Below are 19,343 nucleotides of genomic sequence, written 5' to 3' on the forward strand. Positions count from 1 at the left end.
AACAGCCGTACAACGTTAATCCGCGGATAGCCTAAACGCGGGACACTTCACAGCCGGCCATTCGGCCGCTTCCTGAAGCGCCACCCGGGATTCAAGTTAACCTTCTTCGATTGATCACGGCCCCGGAAAGGACAAAACCGCCTATCAGGTAGACGGTCAGGTCACCGACCGATACCCTCCCCACGTTGCCACTGGCAGGAGCACGAATACCAGGGCCGCCGAGTTTCATTTACCAAGCACTCTTTCGCTATGCCGGAGATCGCCTGCAATGCTTATGAAACCGCTGCTTCAGCCGTATCTAAAGGACGATTCTTTCCGGCAAAACATAAAGAGTCTGGCTGGTCGAATCGGCTTTGATACCACCGACTGGGTGCGCGTGGTCATGTACCGGGAATGCTTTGCGTTCATCAAGAGCATTCATCCGGAATCCCTCGATGCGCTCGAGATCTCAGGAGGCCCGCAGTGGCGGCGAACTTTCGAGTTCAAGTCTTATACCTCCACTGATTTTCCCGATTTCGATATCTGTGCCGAAACGCTCGATCGTCAGTTCGACCTCATTATTGCAGATCAGGTGTTTGAGCATTTGCCCTGGCCAGTACGAGCCGGAAAAAACGTATACGCGATGCTGCGGCCGGGTGGATATTTTGTCATCGCGACGCCATTCCTTGTCCGCGTTCATGAAGTACCCATCGATTGCAGTCGCTGGACTGAGCAGGGCTTGTCCTTCTTGCTGCAGGAGTGCGGGTTTCAGCCCCGGGATATCAGAACCGCATCCTGGGGAAATCGAAAATGTCTCAAGGCCAACCTGTCCCGTTGGCGCCGGTACGGGTTTCATCGTTCGCTCGCCAACGAGCCCAATTTTCCGGTGATGGTGTGGGCGATTGCCCGCAAGCAGCCCTAATACGCCAGAAAATCTGCAATCAACGACCGGCGCCCTGTTCTACACAATGCGCGGCCGAGTAGGACGCCTATCTGGCTTTTCTGACCGTAACTTCCTTTACCAAAAATTCATTCGGTGAGGAGATCGCGTTCAATCGGAAGCTCCAGCCCCAGGCTCCGACGAAATTCGCATCCTGCACTTTCCAGGATACTTCCTGCCAAGAGTCGCTCACCGGGATGCTGCGATAATCAGAGCCGACATAGCCTCGACTCGATTCGTATTCGATACTGAGCCCGGCCAGTTTGTCGGGCGCAATCCGCTTTACAACCGCTGTGATCTCGAGGTTCTTCACGTCGAGAGCCGCAAATTGCGGGTCGACCCAGAAATAGACGTAGCGTCCCTCTTTGTCGGGGCGCAAAAAATCAGTTCGCCGCCACTCTCGATCGGCGATCGTGGTATCCTGATTGACCTGTCTTATCCCCTGCTCAACGTTCCGTTCGCCCAAAACGGCCTTCACCTGCGCCGTTTGCGAATAATCGACCGTCCAGGGGTAAGGCTTGTCCGATTGGGCCCTCGCCTTTTCGACCAATGCAATCGGCAGATCCTCGACCAGGATCGGCGCGGCAGTCAGCTTGAGGGGTTCGCCGGCTGGCAGCCCGCTCTTCTCCCCTTTCAGACTCGAAAGGCGCACGTCTCCATCGAATACGACCGTGACTTCACGCTTTGCAGCTGCCCACGCCGCCAGCACAGTCCTGCTGCCGCTGCCAAAAACGAAGCCGAAGCTTCCCTCACCCAGATCCAGCCAACCGGCCGGGACAGGCTCCGGCCCTAAGGTGGTTGTCAATGCTTTCAGAGCGTCATAGGCCGGACGGACTGTCATGTCGGATCGGATGATTCCGTGATCCATGTCGTTTCCGTAAGATGGCCCCCTGGCCTCGAACCAGAACACGCGCTGGAAGCCTGCTGCGATCGACAACAGATAGGCCTTCGCAAGAGCAACCGCCTGGAGCTGATCCAGCACGTCGTCTCGCTTCACCGGCGCGAGCGAACCAATCTCCGTGATCCAGAGCGGAATGTCCGCGGGCTGCTTGTTCATCGCGAGCATGTTCCGCAGCGTCTTGGTCATGTTCAGGAATGCCGGCTCCCCTCCCCCGAACAGCCCGGCCAACACTTCGTAAGGGTGTACACAAATGTAATCAAAGTGGTTGGCTGCGCCGGCCTTGATCGCAGCATCAAGAAACCGGACATCGAAATTCGCCACGCTCATTCCGATTTTCGCGGTCGGATCGACTTTTTTTGCGGCGATCGAAGCCTCGCGCACGAGTTCTGCGTAGGTTTCAGGCGAGCCGCCTTCGGCAAAACTCCCATTGAATTCGTTCCAGACCTCCCAGTACTTTATATCCGCGTGATACCTCGCCACCATGCCGGTCACATAGTTCCGCCAGAACCGGATATCCTTGATGGGAAATCTACGCGTACCGCCGTCCGCGGAAGCCCAGGGAGCAAGATACGCAAACACGCCGGTCAGGCGTATTCCGTTTGCACGTGCGTTCTCCAACAACCTGTCAGAAGGAGCAAAATTCCACTCGCCTTGCTTAGGCTGAATGGTTTGCCACTCATGAAAGCCGCGGAGCCAGCCTACGCCCGCCTGTTTCAGCATCGGATTGAAGCGCGGATAGTCGGAGAACCATTCCGCCCCCGACGCGATTCCCCAAGGGTTCCTGTCGTCTCGCGGATCGCTGGGCAGAAGCAGCGTATCCCTGCTTGACTGCGCTGAACTTGGAGTGCAAAGGGCCGGCACCATCAACAGCACTGCGCAACCCGTCACCCACAGGCAGATCCGTGAAGACGTCTTGAACGGCAATCGTCCGGACTCAAAAATGGTCACTCTCCCAGCGGCGGAACTCCGGTCGCTTTACAAGCTACCAGAGCAGGCTCGGTCAAACAAATTAAGACGTCCGCGATCTCCTGAAGAGCTACTGGTATGACACCACGGCTCGGGTGCTTGACAACAGGGGTTGTTTCCTCGGCGGCCCCAGGCAGCCCAGCGCGGCAAAAGCGAAAAACGGCAAGCCAAGGTCGATAAAGCCGGCAGACGCCGTCGCGGCAATCAGCCAGGCCAGGCAAGCCGATCGCGCAGCGACCTGCGTTGCCGAGGCGACCGACGGTTCAATCTGTCTGCCCCTGAACCAGATCGACAGTAGGAACATCGCATAGCTCGCCGCACCGACGAAGCCCAGGCTGGCAATGGCCGCGATCGGAAAGCTGGATGCACGCACGCTGCCATTGCCGGCGCCAAATCCATAGGTATCCAGGAAATTCCGTATCGCCTGGCTGTTCCAACTCGAGCGCTCTACGCCCGAATCGGTCGACAGCTTCTTGAACACAAACGTGTCCATGAGGTTTGAAAAATAGGCGTAGGTGGCGTCGTTGAGGCAAATCGCGATGATAACCACAGCCAGCACAAAGGGCGCGGCGATCATGAAGAGAAACATCTCGCGCCGGACTCGCCAAAACAAAAAACTGAAAACAATGATGGCGAACTCGACAAGGAGATAGCCCAGCAGTCCGACATATGCCGTGGTTGACGTCGAGAACAGCAAGGCGAAGAACGACAGGACACTCAGGGAGAACGTCAGCCGCACCGCGACGCCGTTAAGCCAGAGCGAGGTAACAAACGCAAAGTATCCCAATGTCCAGTATCCAAAACTTGACGCTTCGACAAACGAGCCCACGATCCGCTTGAAACCGGCCGACTCGGTGTCACTTAGGATCGAGTATGTCGAATTGCGAATGAACGACAGCAATTCGGTCGTGCCGGTCGCGTATGTCACCAGGTCGAGCCCAGCAAACAGCAGGCTCAGGATCACACACATCAGCGCCGCACGGCCAAGACATCTTCGCCCCGCCTCGGTGCTTCCAAAGCCGGCCACGACGACGAAGCAGACGCAATCTCCAATCAAGTAAAGCGACTGCGTCAGATTTGACGTTGTCGGCGCCAGCGGCGAGAGATAATTCTGCGCCTGCGCCCGTACCGAAAACGTCAGGGTCTGGCCCTGAAACAGCCGCGGCATCGCGTAAGCTGCGATGGTTGAATACACCACGGTTACGAGCAGCCAGAACCCGGGACTGCCGACGGTTACCGCTCGAAGCGCGCCTTCGCGGACTTCGCGGTCAGCCAGAAGTTTTGCTGCCAGGAAGCCGAGAAGCAGATGCGCCGGCTGGACCGTGGCTCCCCCGAGAGAAGTCAGAATGAACGCGGCTGCAGCTCCCAGCAGCGTCGATGCAAAGAACGCATAAACGATGAAGCTCGGCTGCACGAACAGACCAATAATTCCGACCACGAGCGTGATTGCACCAACAAATTCAATCGTCATTTGGCCGTTCGCTGGTTTGTCGCGAGATGCCCGCGATATCCAATCCGGAGCATGCACTCCGGCTTCATCAGGTCAATTCGAGAATCCGCTGCGGCGCGATTCGACCCGTGAGCAGGTCAAGCAACGCCAGACAATTGCCCTTCAGGCGCCCCCGGCGGTCGATCCAGGGCTCCGGTCTGAAGCTCTTCGCCAGATTGGCCAGCACATTTCGCCAGAGCAGTGGTGCGGCGAACGAAAACGACATCGTTCCCTTCCGGTACAGATAAACGGGATTGGCAATTTGAGAGTAACCAAACCGAACGCCGGAGGTACGTCCGCCCTTGGCGCCCAGATGAACCCCGTGCAGCGACTTCGCATCGACGATCCGGCCCGCTGCGGCGAGCTGTCTTGAAAAGTCGATATCTTCCTGCCAGCCGTAGAGCGGCAGATTTTCATCGAACAGCAAACCTCTCTCGCGGATTGGCCCCATCCGAAAAGCCATGTTGCATCCATACGTTCCATATGTCGGCTCGAACGTTCTTTCGCTTGGCACCCATCTGTCGGCGGCGATCAGCTTCAGCGCGTCGTCTGCCTCAAGGCCCGGACCGTTGGCCCCATCCAGGATCGGGCGTCCGGTTACCGCCACCACATCGGCGTTCTCAAGCAAGAGACGTTCTACTTCCTCAAGATAATTGCACTGTGGAAAGAAGTCATCGTCGAAGAACACGATTATGTCCGACGATGCCGCTGCCGCCAGAATCTGATTGCGCTGGGCCGTGAGCCCGCGCTTTCCGGACCGGACAGACGTGGCGAATGGAAGATGCAGAAGCGAGTCTTCGCACACGTCTTCGGCCGTTGCAGGGCATACGATCAGAATGTCCGGCGGGCGCGTCTGCGCCGCAATCAAATCGAGTGTGCCGGCGAGGATGTGCCTTCGGCCAGCCGTCGCGATCCCGACGGCGATCCGGAGCTCTTGTCCTTTCACCGGCTTGCGCAAGGCATGATCGATCTCGTTTTCCTTTTTCAACGCGTCTTCGTTTATCATTAATATTCTTCGAAAAATACAGCCGTTGCGTGGCACTCTGACATCGATTTCCGATCTAGTCTCAACAACAGGCCGGCGTCGCAACAATTTTCTGTCCCTGCCAGCGATATCTGCCGACTTAGTTAAGCGCGGCACTCGGTCTACCCGACGGATCAACCGGTACCGAACGCGGTTAATGCTACGGCAGCCGGGATTCAATCCTCGGAGACAATTGAGGGCCGCCGTGGGCTGGTCGGCGGGTTAATGTTACCCGGATCGATGCTTTCAGGAAACGTTGGCCTGCCTGCAGTATCGAGCTAAGACGGCGCATGCGGACCCGACACACATTGCGCGCTCCAGGGCACATCCAATGAAGGTAGCAATCATTCACTACTGGCTCGTTGGCATGCGCGGCGGAGAGAAAGTGATCGAAGCGCTCTGCGAGATGTATCCGCAGGCCGATATTTTTACGCATGTTTATGTTCCGGAGATGGTGTCTGGTCGTATCCGCCAGCACCGGATCATCCCGAGCTTCATCAATTCCCTCCCGCGAGCCGCGCGGATGTACAAGAGCTACCTTCCGTTGATGCCGCTGGCGCTCGAGCAGCTCGACCTGCGCGGATATGATCTCGTCATCAGCAGCGAATCCGGGCCCGCCAAGGGCGTCATTCCGCCTCCGGAGGCACTCCACGTCTGCTACTGCCACACTCCGATGCGCTATATCTGGAACATGTATCATGACTACCGGGATGGCGCCGGCAGGTTGACGAAACTGCTCATGCCGCCGCTGTCGCATTACCTGCGGATGTGGGATGTTTCATCCGCCTCGCGGGTAGACAGCTTTGTTGCCAACTCGGCTACCGTGGCACATCGCATCAAGCGATATTATGGACGCAGTTCCGCTGTCATTCACCCTCCCGTCGACACCGAAGCGTTCTCGATCGCAACCGCGTCGGAACTCGGCGACTACTACCTGATGGCCGGCGAACTGGTGTCGTACAAGCGGCCGGACCTGGCGGTTCGCGCGTTCAACGAGATGGGCCTGAAGCTCGTCGTGATCGGCAGCGGGGAAATGCTCGACGAGATTCGTCGCATCGCCGGGCCGACCGTTACGGTTATGGGCTCTCAGCCGTTCGACGTCCTGAAGACGCACTATGCCCGGTGCCGCGCACTGGTCTTCCCCGGTGAAGAGGATTTTGGAATGGTGCCTGTTGAGGCCATGGCGAGCGGTCGACCTGTCGTCGCCTATGCGCGAGGCGGGGCGACTGAAACGGTGAAGAAGGGCCTATCTGGGATTTTCTTTCGCGAACAAACGGTCGAGGCGATCAGAAAGGCGGTCACGGACATGGCCGATTTCAGATGCGATTCCGAGGCGATCTCGGCACACGCGCGGCAGTTCGGCCGTGAACAATTCTTCAGCAAGATGCGCGCCCATATCGACGGTTTATTGGAAAAGAAAGCCTTGACGCGGTAGCATCGGCGGCGGCAGCCATCGGCGCTGCTTTTCGTGGAAGGCCCTGCTAGATCGTGCTGATCGCCGCGAGCGAGTCGCCCTCGATTACCAGGCATGTCAGACGTCCTGTCGCAAATGCGCCAGTGTCGATATTGATCCGATTGATCCCAACCTCGACTTCACTCACTGGCGTATGGCCATGAACAACGATCTTGCCGAAATCGGCGTCTGAAGAAAGAAACTCCTCCCTGATCCATAGCAGATCGCTTTCCTTCTGGTCAGCTAGATCGACATACGGCCTGACGCCCGCGTGGGCGAAAAAGAAATCGCCCAGCACCAGCGAGGTTTGCAGATCGCGAAAGAACCGGAAATGCGACTGGGGCAACGCTTCGTGAAAGGAGGCTTGCAGCTCGACGATCCTCTTTCCATTCTTCACGCCGTGCGTGGCGACCTGGTAGGAGTTCAGCGTTTCCATGCCGCCAAGTCGCAACCATTGATCGAACAGGCTACGATTGCTCAGGCACTTGATCGCAATCAATTCATGGTTGCCCTTGAGGAACACGCACTCGTTGGCTTGGCTGTGTCGTATCAATTGATCAATCGTCTCGCGCGATGACGGCCCACGATCAATATAGTCACCCAGAAAAACGTAAACCGGCTTGCTGGCCGGGCGCAAACCAAGGTCCGTTTCAATCATGGCCAGCATCTGATCGAGAAGATCGAGGCGGCCATGAATGTCGCCTATGGCATAGATGCGCAGACCTGGCGGGGCCGTAGGACGGCGTCCGAGCACCCTTAACCGGTCAGCACCTGAAACCGAGTGCGCTACCAACTCATCCTCGCCACGAGTTTCGCCGATGACCGCGGATCGCTGGAATGTCGTGGCTTGGCATGGGAGCGAAAAATATTCCTCGACCGCCGGTCGGAATGCTGCATTTCAGGAGTTCTGACCTTAACCTGTCACCGCGGCGCCAGAGTCACAAGATATCGGTAAAACTCTATTATAATCAACAACTAAGCTTGCGAACCTCGGCTTTTCGTGAACCGGGTAGCGGCAGCCTGGCCAATCAACCATACTCAACAAGCACCGTTGATACTGCCTGCCCAGTTGTTGTAGAGATATCCTGTGCTTTTTTCTATCGAAATCAAATAGTTGGAGCGTGCTGTGCGTAATCTCCCCATCATAAGGATACTGCTCGCGCAATTGCTGCTGGTGTTTTCGATCAATCACGGGATGGCCGCGGCCTGTGTGGATAACCCGGTGTCCGAGGAAGCGCTCAGCCGGTTCAAGTCGGATCCCAAAGCCATCTTGGCTCCCGGCACCGATGCCCGGGTAATCGAAGAGTCGGTCCTGAAACTCGCAGCGACGGATGCGTCACTTGCTGCGGATATCGTTCGCCTGGCAGCAGGGACGACGCCGGCCTTTCGGTTGGCCATCGCCGCCGGCCTCGCCAGGGCCGCCGTCGCCTGTTCCACGGTAAATCAACAGGCGGCGCTGCTGATCCAGCAGGCCGTCGCCGGCCTTAGCGATGGCGAATTCCAGAATGCCTTCGCTTCGGTAGCGGGAGACCTGTCGACCGCTGCAACCATCGCGGCGCAGTCTTTTGCCGTGGGATCCTACGGCAGCGTCGTCGTCACAAACAAGAATTCGTCGCCAGGCCTGTCCAGAAATCCGGGCGGCGGTGGACGCGCGGCGATCTTCGAGATCAATTCAACCGGGATATCGATCAGCGGCAGGCCGACTGTCAATGGTTCGTCCACGGCCGCAAATCCGGTCAGCACGACCCGCTGATGTCCGCGACGAAGGGCGCCGACTCTGCCAGCGCCGGCGTTAGCTGCAGGAGTTCTGGATGAATGTAGCCGGACCATTTCAGCGGTATGCCCCGGCGATGGAAAACGATCCAGACGCTGGAACGCTGTCGTTGCTGCAGGCGCGCGATTTTCTGATTCGGCAGTGGCGTTTCATTGCGTTGGTCACCGGACTGACGATGATTCTGGGCCTGGCCTACCTTGCCGTCACGCCGTCACGATACACTGCGCAAGCCGACATGATCATCGACACCAAGAGGATCAGCTGGTCGCAGTCCGAACTTGCCACCGAGAACCGCTCTGTTGAAGACCCGGCGGTAGAGAGCGAGATAGAGACGACGAAGTCCGAAAAGGTCGCCCTGAACGTTATCCGCCGGTTGCGTTTGACCGAAGATCCGGAGTTTGTCGGCGTTGGGCATGGCCTGAAGCAGCGGATTTTTGCGCTGTTGAACATGAGTCCTGGGCCAAAGGTCGAGCGATCAGACGAAGAAATAATGCGCAACGTTCTCGCGACGCTGAAGGAAAACCTTCGTGTCACTCGCATGGGACGCAGCTACATCGCGCAGATCGCCTATACATCGCTCAGCCGTGACAAGTCCGCGCAAATAGCGAACGCTTTTGCCGACGCCTATATCGAAGATCAATTGCAGGCGAAATTCGAGGCTACCCGTCGCGCCACCGTCTGGCTGGAGCAACGAATCGGAGAATTGCGTCAACAGGCGAGTGACGCGTACAAGGAAGTTCAGGACTTCAAATCAAAGAACGGCATTATCATCGGCGTCGAAGGCAAGTTGGCGAGCGAGGTAGAGCTTGATCAGCTCGGCGTTGCTTTGGCGAAAGCCCGCGCAGATACCAGCCAGGCGCGCGCGAAGCTTGACCGCATCACGCGCGTTATCGAGCAGCGGTTGGAGAAAGAAGACGCCGCGATCCCGGATCCCGTCGTGACCGACGCGCTCAGCAATCCTGTCATCACCAAGTTGCGGCAGCAGTTCCTGGACGATCAAAACAAGGAATCGGAGTGGAGTAACCGTTACGGACCGGATCATCAGGCTGCAAGAAATTTGCGGGCGCAGATGGCGGCCACGCGACGTGCAATCTGGGACGAGATCAACCGTATTGCCGAGAGCTACAAGAGCGAGCTTCAGATCGCAAGAACCCAGGAAGAGTCCATCGATCGGCGCATGATGGAGGTATTTCAGCAATCGGGGTCCACGCGACAATCGCAGGTCCGTTTGCGCGAACTCGAAACCGCGGCCAATACCTACCGTGGCATCTACGAAACCTTCCTCTCCCGGTTCACTCAGTCGGTGCAGCAACAGTCTTTCCCATCGACCGAGGCGCGGGTAGTAACAGCGGCGTCCCCGCCGTTCATGCCAAGTTCGCCCAAGATCGGTCTTACGCTGGCGCTGGCCGGTGTTTGCGGATTGGGTTTCGGTATCATGCTGGCGTTCGCGCGCGAGCAAATGAACCGCCAGATCCATACCCGCAAGCAGCTTGAGGACATCGTGGGAGCCAGCTGCCTGGCCACTCTGCCGATCCTTGCTCCAAGCGCCTCCGCGCCTGGCACGCGCTGGAACGGGAAGAGCCAGGGGGCGTTTGAGCAGATCAGCAAGATCGAACCGTTCTCGGAGACCGCAGAGGCGCTGCGCTACATCAAGGTGGCGATTGATCTGCACCCAACCGGCTGCAAGGTTATTGGCATTGTTTCCGCACTACCCGGAGAGGGAAAAACCACCGTCGCGGCCGGTTTTGCCGCGTTTGTAGCCAGGGGCGGCGCTCATATCCTGCTGATCGATGCCGATTTGCGAAATCCGACCATGACGAACACGCTCGGCTATCAGGATACGCCAGGCCTACTCGACATGATCGCCAATAAATCGCCATTGGAGGATCTCGTTGTCACCGACGCCGAACACGGGTTCGATTTCCTGCCCTCCTCGACGCGTATCAGGCCTTCCAACAGCTCCGATATTCTCACCTCGCTGGCAGTGAAGCAAATGCTGAAAGCTGCCCGGGACAGTTACGATTATGTGCTCGTCGATCTGCCCCCTATTCTTCCGTTGGTCGATGTGAAGGCTGCGGCGCATTTGTTCGACGCCTTCGTCCTGGTCGTCGAGTGGGGAAGCACCTCTACCGACGACATTCGCAAGGCAATCGAGACCTCCCCGGTTCTGTCGGAGCGGTTACTGGGCACGGTGCTCAACAAGGCCGATGCGGCCGTCATGCATCGCTTTGAAGGATACTCGGAACGGCGCCACGACAATTATGGAAACTACTATACAAACCCGAAAACTCCCACCGAACCCGCATAGGTTTTTCTCTCGTGCGGACGAAGGAAAGAGTTTACCAACGTTTGGGGCTGCGCGTCTCGACCTTGATCGTGGGATCTCTGGGGCTTGCCTGGGGGGTCTTGAGCCTTGGACAGAGCATCGTTGCCAGCGACTTCTGGGACGTAGGAGCTCAACTCCTTCGCTTTGAGACCTTCAGCCGCGCCGCGGCTGTCAAGACGGTGGAGAGCCCTGCCGCGCAGGCTTTGAACCCATGCGACAGCCAGTCCCAGAGGGCGCTCTTGCTCTTGGAACTTACGCTCGTAGACAACGGCCAGAGTTCCGCAGCCGTCTCCGAGTTCGATCGGCGTGTCAGGTCCCTGGAAGCACGCACCCGACGAATCCTGAGCTGTGCGCCGCGCGATTCGTTTGCGTGGCTGGTGGCGTTCGGCCTGGAGGTTCGACACGGAACGACTAGCCCGCGCCAATTCGACCTGCTCGCGGCGTCCTATGAGACATCGCCGAACGAGGCCTGGGTGGCGCTTCGTCGGACGATCGTCGCGATACCTGTCGCGCTCGCCGCGCCCGAGCCCATCCAGCACAAGATACTGGATGAGTTCCAGAACCTGATCCAACATCGGTTTGTCGAGATTCCGGCTCGGGTCTATTTTGATGCGGCGCCCGAAACCCGCGCCCTCATTCAACCGCGGATTGAGCGGCTCAGCCCTGCCAGCAAGAGACTATTTTCCGAGGAACTCGACAAGCTCCGCCGGTAGCCATTGCCGGCCAGTTCACTTTCTTGTGAGTGGCGCCGAACGGGTCCAGGTTGGAATGATGCTTCCGAGGACCTCCAATGGCATCGCACGTCACCGCACTGTTGGTAGCTGCCTGTTTGGCAGCTATGTCGCTGTGCTGTGCCGCAGAAGAAACGGACTCCTCCGTGGATTTCGCACTCACGCCCGAGCAATGGCAACAGCGCCTGGAACTGGCGCGCCGTCGCTCAGAGGCGTTCGTGGCAAGCGCACGCGCACGAGCGACCACAATTGCGGAACCCGATCAGAAAGACGCGGAGGCCACGGAACGCGCAATGAAGGACCCGACTTTGCAGAGCGGCGATGTCATCGCGACAAAAAAGGGATTTCTTGTCTTTATCGGACGAGACGAGGAGCGTCGTCCCGATCAGTTCAGGTCAATCCCCCCTCCACCGTAACACGGCGGCAGCTCCTTTCGGTTCCATTCGCGACCTGATCATCCCCGCACCGAAAATCGGCTTTCCGCGCCAAAATTTGGTCGGCGAAATTAAAATTCCTAACGAATTAACTACCTTAACCAATTGACTCTGATCAAATCTTGCATCGAAAATTAGCTTTCAAATGGCCCGCACGCCTAGTAAATTGATAATTATCGGTAAACAAGACCCGTAAAATTACATAGCCAAAGCGTTTTTCGAGATTTTGTGGAGTGCGGAAATGAGTAGCTTTGCAGACGCAGATACCGCCAGCGCTCTCAAGCCCCATTCCTCCAAGACGCTACCGGCAGCTATTGGAACGCCCGCCAAGAGGCTGGTTGATATCGTAATTGCGCTTTCGGGGATCGTTCTGCTGGCGCCGTTGCTGGCGATTTGCTTCGTCCTGACTGTTCTCACCTCGCCCGGGCCGGCATTGTTTCGCCACCGCAGGGTGGGATTGAATGGAAAGGCGTTTGATTGTCTGAAGTTCCGCACCATGGTTGTCGACGCACCGGAACGCCTGCAGCGGTTGCTGGAAGCAGATCCGATCGCGGCTGTCGAATGGGCAGAAACGCGCAAGCTGTGGCGGGATCCTCGGTTGACCGTGATCGGCGACATTCTGCGCAGATCGAGCCTCGATGAGCTGCCCCAGCTTTTCAATGTGCTTCGGGGCGAAATGAGCATTGTAGGTCCACGCCCGGTTACCGACGAAGAACTGGAGCGATACGGAACTTCGGTGGGCGCATATCTGGCGTGCAGGCCCGGGATTACTGGACTTTGGCAAGTGAGCCGCCGCAGAAGCACCACTTACGAGCAGCGTGTCGCTTACGATGCTTTCTACGCGCAAAACTGGTCAATGACTCTCGACGCCAAGATCATTCTGGTCACACTCCCCTCCCTTCTGGTCTCGGATTGCGCTGTCTGAATAAGCCGGCAGTCCGTTCCGAATCTGGACAGGTTCAGCCAAGCATTCGCTCGGATTTTCCGACGATGGCCCGCCTGCAGCTTTGCTCCCTCGATTCAGCGACTTGACGGATCCGTCTGCCTAGAAATGTAAAGGAATTATAGATTGCTTCTTAAGCCTGCGGAAAAGAGACGTCACGCTTTACGTTAATTGCTCAGGTTAATTCCTCCTGGAGATTGATCCTTTCGTTTGTTTTCGGCTACTCACCACGGACGATTGGCTGGTGAACCTTGCGAATGGAAAATCTCAACCACGCCGACATGCCGGGCCCTCCGACCAGGACAAAAAAGGCGGTGGTTGGATTGCTCGTTGTGCTTGTGCTCTCGGCAATGACCGGATGGCTTGCGTTCCTGGGCTGGGGAACGATTGAATTTTTCCGCTCCTTGGCGGTTCTTATCATGCACGTCTGGACCGAGGTCGTTTGATGGACCGCCTCATGGGAACGAGCGCTTTGTCTGACCTGCGCTGTTCAGAAACTACAATATATGCCTAAAATTCTGGTGACTGGCGGAGCGGGCTACATTGGGTCGCACGCGTGCCTGGACTTGTTTCAAAAAGGCTTCACTCCGATCGCTTACGACGATCTCTCCAACGGGCATGCGCAGTTCGCAAAATGGGGCCCGCTTGAGATCGGTGACGTTCGGGACCGCAAGAGGCTTGATGAAGTTCTTGCCAAGCATAAGCCGGTTGCGATCATCCACTTTGCCGCAAGAATCGAAATTTCCGAATCTGTTCGGAACCCGATTGACTGCTATGACAATAACGTGGGCGGAACCATAAGCTTGCTGCGGTCAGCCCTCGCGGCCGGTATCGACAAGATCGTATTTTCATCGACTTGCGCGACCTATGGGGTCCCTTCGTCAATCCCGATATGCGAGAGTCACCCCCAGGCGCCGATCAATCCGTATGGCCGAAGCAAACTGATTGTCGAGCAGATCTTGAAGGACCTCGACCAGTATCGCGGCTTTCGGCACGTCATCCTGCGCTATTTCAATGCCGCCGGCGCTGACCCGGAGGGCAGGATCGGCGAATGGCATTCACCTGAGACCCACGCCATTCCGCTCGCTATCGAAGCCGCATTGGGACGCCGGTCGCATTTCCAGGTCTTCGGCACTGACTACGATACCCGTGACGGCACCTGTCTGCGCGACTTCGTTCATGTTCTGGATCTGGCCGATGCGCATACCCGGGCAATCGAACACCTCCTGAGCGGCGGCTCCAGTCTTGCCATCAATCTGGGAACTGGAGATGGAACGACAGTAAAGGAATTACTGCAGAGCGTCGAACGGGTTCTGGGAAAGAGCTTCGACATCAGATATGGGCCGCGGCGGGAAGGCGACGCGCCGTCCCTCCTCGCCGACAACACCTTGGCCAAGCGTATGATCGGCTGGCTTCCAAGGCACGATCTCACATCGATCATCGATACCGCGTGGAACTGGCACGCCAGGTAAATCTTCCCGAGAGCGCGGCTTGCTCCCGGCAGGCGACCCCACCGCCTGCTGCGAAGGTCGGTCAGGGCCTTCAACATGGCCTGTGATTAGCAAAGATTTAACTCCGGGAATGGACAATCCGCCGGCTGATTGCGTGCCTTTCGGCTCGCTCATTTTCGTTGTCAGGCGGCTATCCCATGGCGCGGCTTTTTCGAGCTTTTTCGCTGCTTTTAGCGCTTGGGGGATCTCTATTTTCTACCGATGCCCACGCCCGCGATCGATTTTCCAAGGATACCTACGCATCAATCGCCGAGGCCTCGCCGACACTGGCGCCCTTTCAGCACGTCCGCTTTTGCCTTCGTTATCCATCTGAATGCAACTCGAATCCGGCGGAAGCCGAGCGGATTGACCTCAGCGCTGAGAATCTCGAGCTCCTTCGCCGGGTCAACAGCAGCGTCAATGCATCCATTTCTCCCGAGCCAAAGCGATATGGTGCGGATCTGCAGGACGGCTGGACGATTGCGCCCGCCAGCGGAGACTGCAACGACTATGCGATTACCAAGCGACATAACCTGCTCAAGAGCGGCTTGCCGGCGAAAGCGCTGCGATTGTCGGCGGTCAAGACATCGTCTGGAATCGGTCACCTGGTTCTCGTCGTCGCAACGACCAAGGGCGATATGGTGCTGGACAATCTGACCGAGTCGATTCGACCATGGCAGAATACCGACTATCGTTGGGTGAAGATCCAATCGGCAACCGACGCCAGATTTTGGTATGAGGTGCGAACGGCCGCGGCCGTGGCCCAATCCGGCCCGAGGGTTCGCCTGGCCGACCGTTGACGGATGCAGAGACGATATTCCTCGACCTGGATGCAACTAGCCGGCGCGACCTCTCGACGCCACTTCAGCTCTGCCCGTGCGGACTGATGCTCGCGATCGAGCTTCGCCGGTCGTCTCTCGATTCGAACTCGCCCTCCCGAGCCCGCAACCGAGCACGATCCCGAACACGACGAGAAAGCCGGGTATTTGCAGCGAGAAATCGATCGTCGAATGCAGATAGGCCAGAACCGCAATTCCAGTGACGGCCGGCAGTAATTCTCGGTCCCGGCCGCGCGACTCCAGCGCGCCTCGACCCAGAACGAAGATCGACCCGGCGGCAGCTATTGCAATCGCGGTCGCGATCGGGATCCCCATCTCGACCGCTATTTCGAGAATTGTCGAGTGAGCGTAATCCCATACGCCCCAAATGCTGGAGGTGCTCGTCCGCATCGCGGGAAACAAATCGGCGAACGTACCCGCGCCGCCGCCCAACAGAGGCCGCTGTCGGATAAGCTCAAGGGAGGCTTCAAAGACCGACCATCGGCCGCTATCGAACAGCCCCTGGCTTCCGATTCTGCCGATTCCACTCAGCCAGACAGCCAACAACACGAGAGCGGCACTGCCGCAGCCGAGAACATACCAGGTCCGAGCCTTGAGCCTGCCTGAAACCATCAGGCCCATGGCCACAAGCAAGCCCACACAGGTGCAGATCAAGCCGCCGCGTGATCCTGTCAGCAACAGGGCAAAGAAGCACGCAAGTCCCGCTGCTGCCCGAAACATCAACTTGAAGGCCAGGGCTTCGTTGGACGGCATGAGCAGCAGCAATCGGATCGACGAATAGTTCAATGACTGCAGCGAAAGGTACGCCGAGCAGAGCCAGAGGATGGCGCCGGCTCCGATATAGGTGGCGGCTGTGTTGTGGTTGACGAAGGTCGCAGTAAGGTACCCCTGATAGGCGAGCTTCGGAGCCCACAACACCATATTCGGCGTAAGTATCAGCGCTACCAGACCGTAGACAGCGTACAACAGGATCGAGTATCGCGCGAACGCCATTAGCAGATCGCCGTTGCGGCGCGAGGTGGACACGAACAGGCCGCTCAGAAACGAGCTCACAAGAAGGAAGAAGTGTCCGACCGCAGCCGGCGGTATCTCTGCGCGACTTGAAATCCGGGCCGGAACGTTGAGGTCCAGAAGCTTATTTGCCCGTTCCCAGATCGGATCGGCCCAGGCTCCAATCAGATTGGGCGCGACTTGCACCAGCGCGACGAGCGCGTAAGCACCACATAAGGCAAGAAAAATCAAGAGTATGCGATTTGGAGCCGCGCCAACCGGGATCGCCAGCCCGCAAAGCGCGCTGATCGAAAGCACAATCGTCCACGTCACCGTCCAAAACGGATCGACCGAGCCAAAAAACAGCGGCGCGAGAACCAGCGCCGCAATGGTCAACCAGAGCTGAATTGATCTGATAGCTTCTATCCGAAACTTCAAATGCGGTCCGCAATCATGGGGGTGCGGGAATGAACGCTGCCACGCTTAGACCTACCACCTCGTCTTGACCGCCGTGTTCACGTTGGTAGCCGCGTTTGCCGTATTGGAAGCCGTGTTCGCCGTGTTGTTGATGAGCAACAACAGCTTGTAGTAATCGACGACCCTGGCATTTGCTACGTACATGACGTCTTTGGTTTTCATCTGGAAACCTGCAGCGAGCAGCATACCCGATGGATCGCGCAGGTTGACGCGATAGATGGTCGGTATCCTGTCGTAGGCAAATCTCGTTGTAGCGACGCCCATTTTCTCAAGAAGCCGGCGGTCCTCATATCGATAGACGTAGACCTCCGAGGGATCAGACTGCTGATCATTGAGACCGCCTGCCTTACCGATCGCCTGCGCAAGCGTCAGCGTTTCGACATCGAACGGAATTTCCGAATTGAAGCCGAACACGTTCTGATTCAGCGCTCCCAGAGCGGTGAATGTGGGCGCTTCTCGGGTGAGGAAAATGACGTCGTTGGGTCGAATGAAGATGTTCTCGCGAGGGTCGTTCACGACGCGGGACAGCAGCACTCTGACGCGCTTGCCGTCGCGCTGGAGCGTCACATAGCTTTCGATCGCTTCGAATTTCGGCCCACCGGCGCGGGCGATCAGCGACAAGAGACGTTCGCCCACGCTGTTGAGAGCAAGAACACCGGGCGTATTGACGTCACCCAGCACACTCACGACGCTGGAGAATTGCTGGTTCAGACTGACGATGACCTGCGGCTCGATGGCGCGATTGCGCAGCCGGGTGACGATCGACTGTTGAATGTCGGGCAGCGTCCGCGCAGCCGCAGGAATCTCGCCTGCATAGGGAACGTGAATAGAGCCCTTTTGATCGACGGCCTGGGCGGGCAGATCGACAAAGTTGCCAGGACGCGCGCCGGCCGCGGTCGGCGGCGTGAACAGACCGCCGGGCGCCGCCTCGAAGATCGAAATATTGAGAACGTCGCCAACGCCGACGACCTGCTGCGGCTTGGGACGCTTGTCGGTGAATTCGCCCTGGAACGTGATCAGGTTTGGTTGCGAGAGCAAACCGATAGTGTCGGCGCTGATATCGACCAGCGCGTAGGGTAGAGCGGCATCCGAACGCAATCCCGCGGTCGCATGGGTCTGCACGGCATTGCTCTTCGGGCCTGTGCCCGGCAATTCTGAACACGCCGGCAAGAATAACAAGGCAGCAACCGCGAGCATGGCAGGCAGGGCCCGCCCTGCGATCCCGAATGACCGCACCGACCCGGAATCAACAGCGGCAAGCCGCTCTTGGAACCGATTTCCAAACCCAAGACCTGTGGTCATCTGAAACTTCAACGCTTCCCCGGCTGCCTTGAACGGCGCGAAACTCTGCGGCAATTGACGAAATTTCGCCGCGAAACCCCCGCTAAAAATCCATGCTTGCGACCGTACAAGGCCGATCCCACCCATCAAAGGCTTGAGTCCTCGCCGTTACCCGTTTTAAGGAACAAGTTGCAGTTGGGCCACACTACCCCCGCCTATGAATGGTCACAAATTTCTCTTTAAATCGCGGTACTTACGCTTTGTTTGCGAAATAGCATTGTAAGTTGGCAGCCGCCGTCAGGGGCGTCATGGGCGGGCTCGGCAGGGTGAGCCGCTCGCGGTTTACCGGGTGGCGCTGGTCAGTTGTAGCTGATGTTTTCAGACATTCGTGATCTACTCAGCGACATGATTCGCGTCACAGCCGCGTAAGGCCGACCTCGATTGCAATTGCGAGAAGGCGTTTTTGGCACCATCGCCACAAGTAGCAAAGTATCAATCCGAAAGTATCAGTTTGCATGAACCGTGGGCAACAACGGCGGGTTCATGCCCAAAATATTCTTCGCTGAATGTCTGGAGCATGGCATGGGATATACCGCGCTCGCATTGGCCTTGGTGGGATTTCTGACCGGCGTATTGTTCCGCCTTAGATACCTGTTGGTAGTGCTGGCACTGCTGCTTGTGCTCTCGCTCGCGTTTTCCGTCAGCAGGGAATTCAGCTTTCTGGAAACGGCGCTTACGATTATGGCGGCGCAAACCATCACCCAAGCCAGCTATTTCCTTGGACTGGTGGCGCGGACGTTTTTCATGGCCAACACCGCGCGCCACATTCTCTGAATGGTTCTAACCGGAAAGCGATTCGATCGCCTTGCCTGCACGATTAGGTGCGCCAGGCGTCAGTTCTGTCCTGGTCTGTCTTCGGCTGGTTGCGCGGCCAAGTGATGCAAGACCCCAAGATACTGCCTTCCGCGCGATGTGTTGCCGCAATGCTTGCACCGGTCCTGGCCGACCGGCTTGGCGAAACCGAGGATTGCAGTCTATTGTAGGCACCGTCACCAAGCGTTCGCTTCCAAGGCCCTGCCCCAAGGATCAGGTTATGCCGCTCGCCATCAGAATCGCACTCGTCGTCATCGTTACCGCGCTTGCTGGGCTGCCCGGCCCGGCTTCAGCTCACGGGCGACTCTATCCCCTCACTCGCTGTGGTCCCGATCTGGCCTATCTATGCCGGCTCCATGGTCACTTCGATGCTGCGCCGTTCCACTACAATCTCGCGATCTACCCTGGATGCATCAAGGCGGTAGCCGTCGAG

At 57.7% G+C, this 19,343-nt stretch carries 17 protein-coding genes; 11 read left to right on the top strand and 6 right to left on the bottom strand.

The genetic code is table 11. The features are described from left to right. Positions 1 to 268 precede the first annotated feature (268 nt). The gene (locus tag Q0D31_RS05165) at positions 269 to 901 is read left to right on the top strand and encodes a methyltransferase domain-containing protein (protein WP_291846058.1); all 633 of its coding nucleotides are present in this window, start codon (positions 269 to 271) and stop codon (positions 899 to 901) included. Positions 902 to 968: 67 nt separating this feature from the next. On the opposite strand, the gene Q0D31_RS05170 is transcribed toward Q0D31_RS05165, so the two are convergent. The 3 genes from Q0D31_RS05170 to Q0D31_RS05180 form a co-directional block, all read right to left on the bottom strand. Beyond that, positions 969 to 2,768, bottom strand: coding sequence for an endo-1,4-beta-xylanase (locus tag Q0D31_RS05170; protein ID WP_291846060.1), 1,800 nt, complete (start codon positions 2,766 to 2,768; stop codon positions 969 to 971). A gap of 88 nt (positions 2,769 to 2,856) precedes the next feature. Continuing rightward, a complete protein-coding gene (locus tag Q0D31_RS05175; RefSeq protein ID WP_291846062.1) occupies positions 2,857 to 4,257 on the bottom strand; it encodes an O-antigen ligase family protein in 1,401 nt (466 codons plus the stop codon). Positions 4,258 to 4,324: 67 nt separating this feature from the next. After that, complete coding sequence (locus tag Q0D31_RS05180) at positions 4,325 to 5,281, bottom strand: glycosyltransferase family 2 protein (RefSeq protein WP_291846064.1); 957 nt, start codon at positions 5,279 to 5,281, stop codon at positions 4,325 to 4,327. Positions 5,282 to 5,630: 349 nt separating this feature from the next. Here Q0D31_RS05180 and Q0D31_RS05185 point away from each other — a divergent pair, with 349 nt between their 5' ends. Beyond that, entirely contained in the window at positions 5,631 to 6,734 is a 1,104-nt protein-coding gene (locus tag Q0D31_RS05185; RefSeq protein ID WP_291846066.1) for a glycosyltransferase, read from the top strand. 46 nt (positions 6,735 to 6,780) lie between these two features. Here the strand turns inward: Q0D31_RS05185 and Q0D31_RS05190 are convergent, their stop codons facing one another. Continuing rightward, positions 6,781 to 7,545, bottom strand: coding sequence for a metallophosphoesterase family protein (locus Q0D31_RS05190; RefSeq protein ID WP_291846068.1), 765 nt, complete (start codon positions 7,543 to 7,545; stop codon positions 6,781 to 6,783). 333 nt (positions 7,546 to 7,878) lie between these two features. Here Q0D31_RS05190 and Q0D31_RS05195 point away from each other — a divergent pair, with 333 nt between their 5' ends. From Q0D31_RS05195 to Q0D31_RS05230, 8 genes are all read left to right on the top strand, one after another. Next, the gene (locus Q0D31_RS05195; RefSeq protein ID WP_291846070.1) at positions 7,879 to 8,505 is read left to right on the top strand and encodes a hypothetical protein; all 627 of its coding nucleotides are present in this window, start codon (positions 7,879 to 7,881) and stop codon (positions 8,503 to 8,505) included. Between the two features lie 58 nt (positions 8,506 to 8,563). After that, on the top strand, positions 8,564 to 10,834 hold the full coding sequence (locus tag Q0D31_RS05200) for a polysaccharide biosynthesis tyrosine autokinase (RefSeq protein ID WP_291846072.1): 2,271 nt from the start codon (positions 8,564 to 8,566) through the stop codon (positions 10,832 to 10,834). Positions 10,835 to 10,875: 41 nt separating this feature from the next. After that, positions 10,876 to 11,565 carry a hypothetical protein gene (locus Q0D31_RS05205; RefSeq protein WP_291846074.1) on the top strand — a complete coding sequence of 230 codons (690 nt, stop codon included), beginning with the start codon at positions 10,876 to 10,878 and terminating at the stop codon, positions 11,563 to 11,565. Positions 11,566 to 11,642: 77 nt separating this feature from the next. Continuing rightward, the gene (locus tag Q0D31_RS05210; RefSeq protein ID WP_291846076.1) at positions 11,643 to 11,999 is read left to right on the top strand and encodes a hypothetical protein; all 357 of its coding nucleotides are present in this window, start codon (positions 11,643 to 11,645) and stop codon (positions 11,997 to 11,999) included. A 259-nt stretch (positions 12,000 to 12,258) separates the two neighbouring features. Further along, positions 12,259 to 12,942, top strand: a complete 684-nt coding sequence (locus Q0D31_RS05215; RefSeq protein WP_291846078.1) for a sugar transferase — start codon at positions 12,259 to 12,261, stop codon at positions 12,940 to 12,942. A gap of 275 nt (positions 12,943 to 13,217) precedes the next feature. Next, entirely contained in the window at positions 13,218 to 13,406 is a 189-nt protein-coding gene (locus tag Q0D31_RS05220; RefSeq protein WP_291846080.1) for a hypothetical protein, read from the top strand. A 60-nt stretch (positions 13,407 to 13,466) separates the two neighbouring features. Further along, the gene (gene galE / locus Q0D31_RS05225; protein ID WP_291846082.1) at positions 13,467 to 14,432 is read left to right on the top strand and encodes a UDP-glucose 4-epimerase GalE; all 966 of its coding nucleotides are present in this window, start codon (positions 13,467 to 13,469) and stop codon (positions 14,430 to 14,432) included. 176 nt (positions 14,433 to 14,608) lie between these two features. Continuing rightward, positions 14,609 to 15,250 carry a transglutaminase-like cysteine peptidase gene (locus Q0D31_RS05230; protein ID WP_291846084.1) on the top strand — a complete coding sequence of 214 codons (642 nt, stop codon included), beginning with the start codon at positions 14,609 to 14,611 and terminating at the stop codon, positions 15,248 to 15,250. A 36-nt stretch (positions 15,251 to 15,286) separates the two neighbouring features. Here Q0D31_RS05230 and Q0D31_RS05235 read toward each other — a convergent pair whose 3' ends face one another. Together Q0D31_RS05235 and Q0D31_RS05240 are read right to left on the bottom strand one after the other, a co-directional pair. Then, the gene (locus Q0D31_RS05235; RefSeq protein ID WP_291846086.1) at positions 15,287 to 16,675 is read right to left on the bottom strand and encodes an O-antigen ligase family protein; all 1,389 of its coding nucleotides are present in this window, start codon (positions 16,673 to 16,675) and stop codon (positions 15,287 to 15,289) included. Positions 16,676 to 16,768: 93 nt separating this feature from the next. After that, positions 16,769 to 18,184: a polysaccharide biosynthesis/export family protein gene (locus Q0D31_RS05240; RefSeq protein WP_291846088.1), complete on the bottom strand. Its 1,416-nt coding sequence runs from the start codon at positions 18,182 to 18,184 to the stop codon at positions 16,769 to 16,771. 396 nt (positions 18,185 to 18,580) lie between these two features. Here Q0D31_RS05240 and Q0D31_RS05245 point away from each other — a divergent pair, with 396 nt between their 5' ends. Further along, on the top strand, positions 18,581 to 18,871 hold the full coding sequence (locus tag Q0D31_RS05245) for a hypothetical protein (protein ID WP_291846090.1): 291 nt from the start codon (positions 18,581 to 18,583) through the stop codon (positions 18,869 to 18,871). Positions 18,872 to 19,343 lie beyond the last annotated feature (472 nt).

The organism is Bradyrhizobium sp. (genome assembly GCF_022844465.1).
In the GTDB taxonomy this organism is placed as follows: domain Bacteria; phylum Pseudomonadota; class Alphaproteobacteria; order Rhizobiales; family Xanthobacteraceae; genus Bradyrhizobium.

What these genes read in the sequence shown, in the direction of transcription:
- galE (WP_291846082.1), top strand. Translation starts at nt 13,467, where the DNA reads ATGCCTAAAATTCTGGTGACTGGCGGAGCGGGCTACATTGGGTCGCAC.
- Q0D31_RS05200 (WP_291846072.1), top strand. Translation starts at nt 8,564, where the DNA reads ATGAATGTAGCCGGACCATTTCAGCGGTATGCCCCGGCGATGGAAAAC.
- Q0D31_RS05185 (WP_291846066.1), top strand. Translation starts at nt 5,631, where the DNA reads ATGAAGGTAGCAATCATTCACTACTGGCTCGTTGGCATGCGCGGCGGA.
- Q0D31_RS05245 (WP_291846090.1), top strand. Translation starts at nt 18,581, where the DNA reads ATGCCCAAAATATTCTTCGCTGAATGTCTGGAGCATGGCATGGGATAT.
- Q0D31_RS05230 (WP_291846084.1), top strand. Translation starts at nt 14,609, where the DNA reads ATGGCGCGGCTTTTTCGAGCTTTTTCGCTGCTTTTAGCGCTTGGGGGA.
- Q0D31_RS05210 (WP_291846076.1), top strand. Translation starts at nt 11,643, where the DNA reads ATGGCATCGCACGTCACCGCACTGTTGGTAGCTGCCTGTTTGGCAGCT.
- Q0D31_RS05165 (WP_291846058.1), top strand. Translation starts at nt 269, where the DNA reads ATGCTTATGAAACCGCTGCTTCAGCCGTATCTAAAGGACGATTCTTTC.
- Q0D31_RS05215 (WP_291846078.1), top strand. Translation starts at nt 12,259, where the DNA reads ATGAGTAGCTTTGCAGACGCAGATACCGCCAGCGCTCTCAAGCCCCAT.
- Q0D31_RS05220 (WP_291846080.1), top strand. Translation starts at nt 13,218, where the DNA reads ATGGAAAATCTCAACCACGCCGACATGCCGGGCCCTCCGACCAGGACA.
- Q0D31_RS05175 (WP_291846062.1), bottom strand. Translation starts at nt 4,257, where the DNA reads ATGACGATTGAATTTGTTGGTGCAATCACGCTCGTGGTCGGAATTATT.
- Q0D31_RS05180 (WP_291846064.1), bottom strand. Translation starts at nt 5,281, where the DNA reads ATGATAAACGAAGACGCGTTGAAAAAGGAAAACGAGATCGATCATGCC.
- Q0D31_RS05240 (WP_291846088.1), bottom strand. Translation starts at nt 18,184, where the DNA reads ATGGGTGGGATCGGCCTTGTACGGTCGCAAGCATGGATTTTTAGCGGG.